7 protein-coding genes are annotated in these 6,499 nt (G+C 64.3%); 6 read left to right on the top strand and 1 reads right to left on the bottom strand.

Annotated elements, in window-relative coordinates; translation table 11 throughout:
- The 5 genes from MOV75_RS23290 to glyS form a co-directional block, all read left to right on the top strand.
- Window positions 1–563: tRNA1(Val) (adenine(37)-N6)-methyltransferase (locus tag MOV75_RS23290; protein ID WP_247006687.1), on the top strand; the 563-nt coding region annotated here is incomplete at its 5' end.
- Window positions 564–777: 214 nt separating this feature from the next.
- Window positions 778–1,686, top strand: a complete 909-nt coding sequence (locus MOV75_RS23285; protein ID WP_246929942.1) for a S49 family peptidase — start codon at window positions 778–780, stop codon at window positions 1,684–1,686.
- A gap of 105 nt (window positions 1,687–1,791) precedes the next feature.
- Window positions 1,792–1,983, top strand: coding sequence for a hypothetical protein (locus MOV75_RS23280; protein WP_246929943.1), 192 nt, complete (start codon window positions 1,792–1,794; stop codon window positions 1,981–1,983).
- Window positions 1,984–2,206: 223 nt separating this feature from the next.
- Window positions 2,207–3,142 carry a glycine--tRNA ligase subunit alpha gene (locus tag MOV75_RS23275; protein WP_246929944.1) on the top strand — a complete coding sequence of 312 codons (936 nt, stop codon included), beginning with the start codon at window positions 2,207–2,209 and terminating at the stop codon, window positions 3,140–3,142.
- Entirely contained in the window at window positions 3,142–5,241 is a 2,100-nt protein-coding gene (gene glyS, locus MOV75_RS23270) for a glycine--tRNA ligase subunit beta (protein ID WP_246929945.1), read from the top strand. Before MOV75_RS23275 ends, glyS begins: the two co-directional genes overlap by 1 nt.
- A gap of 284 nt (window positions 5,242–5,525) precedes the next feature.
- Here glyS and MOV75_RS23265 read toward each other — a convergent pair whose 3' ends face one another.
- Window positions 5,526–5,879, bottom strand: a complete 354-nt coding sequence (locus MOV75_RS23265) for a DUF1236 domain-containing protein (protein WP_246929946.1) — start codon at window positions 5,877–5,879, stop codon at window positions 5,526–5,528.
- A 231-nt stretch (window positions 5,880–6,110) separates the two neighbouring features.
- On the opposite strand from MOV75_RS23265, the gene MOV75_RS23260 reads away from it, so the two are divergent.
- Window positions 6,111–6,266 carry a DUF3096 domain-containing protein gene (locus MOV75_RS23260; RefSeq protein ID WP_008562090.1) on the top strand — a complete coding sequence of 52 codons (156 nt, stop codon included), beginning with the start codon at window positions 6,111–6,113 and terminating at the stop codon, window positions 6,264–6,266.
- Window positions 6,267–6,499: the final 233 nt, after the last annotated feature.

The following is a 6,499-nucleotide window of genomic DNA, read 5'->3' as shown; positions in this document are numbered from 1 at the left end:
TCCGGCTCAGCCTGGTCGAGATCGATCCGGAGCTGGCCGAGCTCGCGCGCGACAATGCGGCGACGAATGCGATTGCCGCCGAGACGATCGTGCTCGACGTCACAGCCGACGCGCAGGTCTTCGCGGCGAACGGGCTGTCGCCCGACAGCGTCGACGTGGTGCTGATGAATCCGCCATTCAACGATCCGGGCCGGCATCGCGGCTCGCCGGATCAGGCGCGTCGCACCGCGCATGTGGCGACGGAGGAGACCCTGCATGCGTGGGTGCATGCAGCGCGGCGCATCCTCCGATCGAATGGTGTGCTGACATTGATCTGGCGCGCAGATGGCATCGCCGATGTGCTGGCGGCGCTGTCGCGCGGCTTCGGCAGCCTCTCGATCCTGCCGGTTCACGGCGAGGCGGGGAGGCCCGCGATCCGCGTGCTGGTTCGTGCAGTCAAAGGCGGCCGGGCACCGACGCAATTGCTGCCGGGCCTCATGCTCAATGACGAGTCACGCGTGCCTAAAAACGAGACGATGGAGATTTTGGAGGGGAGAGCGGCCTTGCCGCTGGTGGAACGGTGACGGCTTACTGCGGAAGCGATTCCGACTGCTGCTCTTGCGGAGACGTCAGGCGGATCGCCATGAACAGCGCACCGATCAGCAGCATCAGCAGATAGATTTTCATGGCGTTCTCCGCTGCCTCATTGCAGCCTCCCAACGGGAAATCTGCAAAACACGTTCCAGGCACTTCCAATGACAGTCGCGTGATAACAAATGGTTAATCAGGGGTAACGGCATGGCCGAACAATTGAACGATCGTGAGAGTTCCGGCCTAGCCGACAAGCTCATGCAATATCTTCCGGCGCGGTTCCGCCCGGGCACGGCAGTGGTGCCCGTGGTGCGGCTCTCAGGCGTGATCGGTGCGGTGACGCCGCTACGCCCGGGCATGACGCTGGCGGGCGTCGCGCGCGTGCTGGAGCGGGCGTTTTCGTATCGGAACGCCAAGGCGGTGGCGCTGGTGATCAACTCGCCTGGCGGCTCGCCGGTGCAGTCGCGTCAGATCTACCTGCGCATCAAGCAGCTCGCGGCGGAGAAGAAACTGCCGGTGCTGGTGTTCGTCGAGGACGTCGCGGCCTCCGGCGGCTACATGATCGCTTGCGCGGGCGACGAGATCATCTGCGATCCCTCCTCGATCCTCGGCTCGATCGGCGTGGTCGGCGGCAGCTTTGGTTTTCAGGAGGCGATCAAGCGGCTCGGCATCGAGCGGCGCCTGTACACCGCCGGCGCGCACAAGGCGATGCTCGATCCGTTCCTGCCGGAGAACCCCGACGACGTCGCCAAGCTGAAGGCTATCCAGCGCGAGATCCACCAGATCTTCATTTCGCTGGTGAGGGGGAGTCGCGGCGCACGGCTGAAGGGCGACGACGATACCCTGTTCACCGGAGAATATTGGGCCGGCGAGAGTTCGGTCGCGCTGGGGCTGGCCGACAGCATCGGCGATCTCCGCTCAACTCTTCGTGCCCGCTACGGCGAGAAGGTTCTCACCCCCGTGATTGCCCAGCCGACCGGTTTGCTCTCAGGTCTCCTGGGCCGGAAATCGCCCGGCGCGGGCCAGCTTTCGGCCCTGGGATCAATGGCCGGCTTGCCGGACGAACTGATCTCGGCGGTCGAGACGCGGGCAATCTGGGCGAAATTCGGGTTCTAGGCGCCACCCTCCCGCGCCATTTGGTCCCTCAGCCTGCCGATTGCGGCGCAGGACCATCTGCGCAACAATGCACGTGGGGGCTGAGCACTAGACAAGGATCGACCGATGCCGCCGTTCGTCGCTTTTGCGGGCGTCCTGGGTGGGCTTGCCGTGGTCCGCTGGGCCTACAAGACCGCTGTCCGGATCAATCAGGAGCTGGAGGAGATGCGCCTGTCGCGCGTCGCCGAAGCCGCCCATGTGGGGAACATCCAGACGCTGAAACGTGATCCCGTGACCGGAGCCTACCGGCCGGGTTAGCCGGTGCCGCAGGGTGGGCAAAGGCGCTCTTGCGCCGTGCCCACCATTCGCTTCCGCAATCGTGGTGACGATGGTGGGCACGCTTCGCTTTGCCCACCCTACGGCACCGTCCGGGATGAGGGACTGATTGGCCCGAATCCACCCCCCTTTGCCTTGATTCCCACCCCCGCCGTCGATACGGTCCCGCGCGATTCAAAACCCCCCGCGAGAGCCTGATCTGACGATGGACGCCTCATTGCCCGCCCATATGCGCCCGGAACGCTCGTTCCAGGGCTTCATCCTCGCGCTCCAGCGGTTCTGGGCCGAGCAGGGCTGCGTCATCCTGCAGCCCTACGACATGGAGATGGGCGCGGGTACCTTCCATCCGGCGACCACGCTGCGCGCGCTTGGGCCAAAGCCCTGGAACGCCGCCTATGTGCAGCCCTCGCGCCGGCCCAAGGACGGCCGCTACGGCGAGAACCCGAACCGGATGCAGCACTACTACCAGTTCCAGGTGATCATGAAGCCGTCGCCGCCGAACCTTCAGGAGCTGTACCTGAAGTCGCTCGCCGCGATCGGTATCGATTCCGCCGTGCACGACATCCGCTTCGTCGAGGACGATTGGGAGAGCCCGACGCTGGGCGCCTGGGGTCTGGGGTGGGAGTGCTGGTGCGACGGCATGGAGGTCAGCCAGTTCACCTATTTCCAGCAGGTGGCCGGCTTCGAATGCGCGCCGGTCGCGGGCGAGCTCACCTACGGGCTCGAGCGCCTGGCGATGTATGTGCAGGGCGTCGACCGCGTCTACGACCTCAATTTCAACGGCCGCGACGGCGACGCCAAGGTCACCTATGGCGACGTCTTCCTGCAAGCCGAGCGCGAATATTCGAAGCACAATTTCGAAGTTGCCGACACCGCGATGCTGTTCGAGCAGTTCAAGATGGCTGAAGCGGCCTGCAGAAAATATCTCGATGCGGGCTGGAAGGACGGCAAGCGCGAGGCGCATCTGATGGCGCTGCCTGCCTATGACCAGTGCATCAAGGCGAGCCATGTCTTCAACCTGCTCGATGCGCGTGGCGTGATCTCCGTGACCGAGCGGCAGAGCTACATCTTCCGCGTCCGCGAATTGGCAAAGGCCTGCGGCGAAGCCTGGATGCGTACCGAAGCGGGCGGAGCGGCCTGATGCCTGAATTGTTGCTTGAACTGTTCTCGGAAGAAATCCCCGCGCGCATGCAAGGGAAGGCGGCCGACGATCTGCGCCGCATGGTCACCGACAAGCTGGTCGCCGAAGGCCTCGTCTACGAGGGTGCGAAGGCGTTCGCGACGCCGCGCCGGCTTGCGCTTACCGTGCACGGCATCCCCGCGCGCCAGCCTGACTTGAAGACCGAACGCCGCGGCCCGAAAATCGGCGCACCCGATGCGGCCGTGCAGGGTTTTCTGAAAGCGACGGGTCTGAAATCGCTGGACGAAGCCAAGATCCAGCGCGACCCCAAGGGTGATTTCTACATCGGATTGATCGAGAAGCCCGGCCGCGATGCGATCGAGGTGCTCGCGGAAATCCTGCCCGTCATCATCCGTACCTTCCCCTGGCCGAAATCGATGCGCTGGGGCGCGCGTTCCGGAAAACCGGGATCGCTGAGCTGGGTGCGTCCGCTGCACGCGATCACCGCGACCTTCGGGCTCGAGACCGAAGAGCCCGATGTCGTGAAGTTCGAGGTCGACGGCATCGAGACCGGCCAGACCACGTATGGCCATCGCTTCATGGCGCCCGCCGCAATCTCGGTGCGCCGCTTCGAGGACTATGAAGCGAAGCTGAAGGCTGCAAAGGTCATCCTCGATCCGCAGGCGCGCAAGGACATCATCTTCGCCGACGCCAAGGAGCTGACCTTCGCTCAGGGTTTTGAGCTGGTCGAGGATCAGGTGCTGCTCGACGAGGTCTCGGGCCTCGTCGAATGGCCCGTCGTCATGATGGGTTCGTTCGAGGCGGAATATCTGGCGATCCCGGACGAGGTGATCCGCGCGACGATCCGCAACAACCAGAAGTGCTTCGTGGTCAAGGACCCCAAGACGGGCAAGCTGACCAACAAGTTCGTCCTCACCGCCAATATCGAGGCGACCGACGGTGGAAAGGTCATCGTATCAGGCAACGAACGCGTGATCCGTCCGCGCCTGTCGGATGCGAAATTCTTCTACGAGACGGACCTGAAGACGAAGCTCGAAGATCGCCTGCCGAAGTTCGAGCAGATCGTATTCCACGAGAAGCTCGGCACGCAGGCCGCGCGCATCAAGCGTATCGAGCGCCTAGCTGGGGAGATCGCGCCGCTGGTCGGCGCTGATGTCGCCAAGACCACGCGTGCCGCGCATCTCGCCAAGGCGGACTTGCTGACCGAGGTCGTCGGCGAATTCCCCGAGGTCCAGGGCCTTATGGGCAGATACTACGCGCTGGCGCAGGGCGAGGATGCCTCGGTCGCCGCCGCTTGCGAGGAGCACTACAAGCCGCAAGGCCCTGCTGATCGCGTGCCGACCGATCCGGTCAGTGTCGCAGTGGCTTTGGCGGACAAGATCGATACGCTCGTCGGCTTCTGGGCCATCGATGAGAAGCCGACGGGGAGCAAGGACCCCTATGCGCTGCGGCGTGCGGCGTTGGGTGTGATCAGGCTGATTACCGAGAACGCGTTGCGGCTGTCGCTCGTGAAGGTGGCGGCGTCCGCGCTCGCCGGCCTGTCGGTGAAGCCGGCCGATGCATCGAGGCTTCCGATCGACCTGCTCGCCTTCTTCGCTGATCGTCTCAAGGTCCAACTTCGCGAGCAGGGCGCGCGCCACGATCTCGTCGATGCCGTGTTTGCGCTCGGCGGTCAGGACGATCTCCTGATGATCGTCCGCCGCGTCGAAGCGCTCGGCAAATTCCTCGAGAGCGACGATGGCAAGAACCTGCTCGCCGGCACCAAGCGTGCCAACAACATCCTCTCCATCGAGGAGAAGAAGGACAAGCGCACCTTCGACGGTGCGCCCGATGCCGCGCTCTATGGCCTCGCTGAGGAGAAGGCGCTGGCGAAGGCGATCGGTGAAGTGAAGACGGAAGCGAGTGCCGCCGTCGCCAACGAAGATTTTGCCGCCGCCATGAGCGCGATGGCAAAGCTGCGTCCACCGGTCGATGCGTTCTTCGAAAAAGTTCGCGTCAACGACGACGATGCGAAGGTGCGCGAGAACCGCCTGAGGCTGCTGAACGAGATCCGCAGCGCCACGCGTGCGGTCGCGGATTTCTCGAAGATCCAGGACTAGGTCTCGTGCCCCGGACGCAGCGCAGCGCTACTTCAGCGGTGCGCTGCAGAGCCGGGGCACATGCTGCCGCGTGCTCGCAGCTTCTGGGTCCCGGCTCTGCGCCGCAACGCTACGCTACGCGCTGCGGCTTGTCCGGGGCACGAGAGCGCAAACATAGCCGCGCAAAAAAGTGCCCCGCCCGGCGGGGGGAAGACCGGGCGGGGCCTGATGTCCGATTTTCACTGTTCGCGCCAGCCTGATTGAAGTGACGCGCCGGACATCTAGTCGATGTCAGTTATTCGATATCAGTCCAGCACCTCGACGATGCGGCGTGAGCGCGGCTCGACCAGCACGGTCTCGCCGTTCACGACGGTGTAGCGATGGGTAGTGGCGCCGAAGCGTTGCGGCACGTCATAATAGGTGACGCCCGCCTCGGGTAATGTGGTGCCGACGACGACGCGATCGGGAATGCTGAAGGCCGGCACACGCTGCTCGACGACGTACTCGCGGAAGGCCGGCCGCTGCTCGACTGCGATGGTTGGGCCGGTATCGACCACGGCGGGCGCGCGTCCGACGGTGACACCGCTTTGCGCCTGCGCCGCAAGGGGCGAGCCGATCGCGGCCGCGAGCGCTGCAAGAGCAAGAATCCTGTTCCGCATGGACAACTCCTTCGACGTGATTTTATTTTCGGACGCGCCAGTGGCGCAGCCGATTGGCCAATGCATGCACCCTTCGCAATGTTCCGGGAAAAGGCCCGCCGCATTCGCGGCAATTTCGGGCAGTTTTCGTGGGTGCCGGAACTCGCACTGCCTGTTGCGCGTCTCTACTCGCGGAACCGGGAGGGCTATGATCCGCCCGCGATTCGCCCACCCTCCACAGAAAGATAGTTCATGCACATCACCGTCGCCCACATTTCGCCGATCCTGTCGTTGATTGCGGGCGTGCTCATCCTGATCATGCCGCGGCTCCTCAACTTGATCGTCGCGATCTTCCTCATCGTGAACGGCGCGATCGGGCTCGGGCTCCTGAAGTGGCTCCGCTTCTAGGCGTTCATTTTCCGGAACTGTCCGACTTGCGCGGGCCCGCCCAAAATGGTGTAAGGCCCGCGAATTCCCATTCCTCTCGCAGGTTGTGTGCAAGCTATGGCCAAAGCCGCCTCGAAGCCCAAGAAGACCCCGGCGAAAATCCCAGCGAAATCAAAGTCCTCGGCCGCCGCTAAGGCTGCGCCGCCGGCCCGCAAGGCGCTGGCCAAGAGCGCGCCGAAGCCGGTCGCCAAGCC

The organism is Bradyrhizobium sp. PRIMUS42 (genome assembly GCF_023006515.1).
Taxonomy (GTDB): Bacteria; Pseudomonadota; Alphaproteobacteria; order Rhizobiales; family Xanthobacteraceae; genus Bradyrhizobium.
This window is presented reverse-complemented; position numbering and strand designations above follow the sequence as displayed.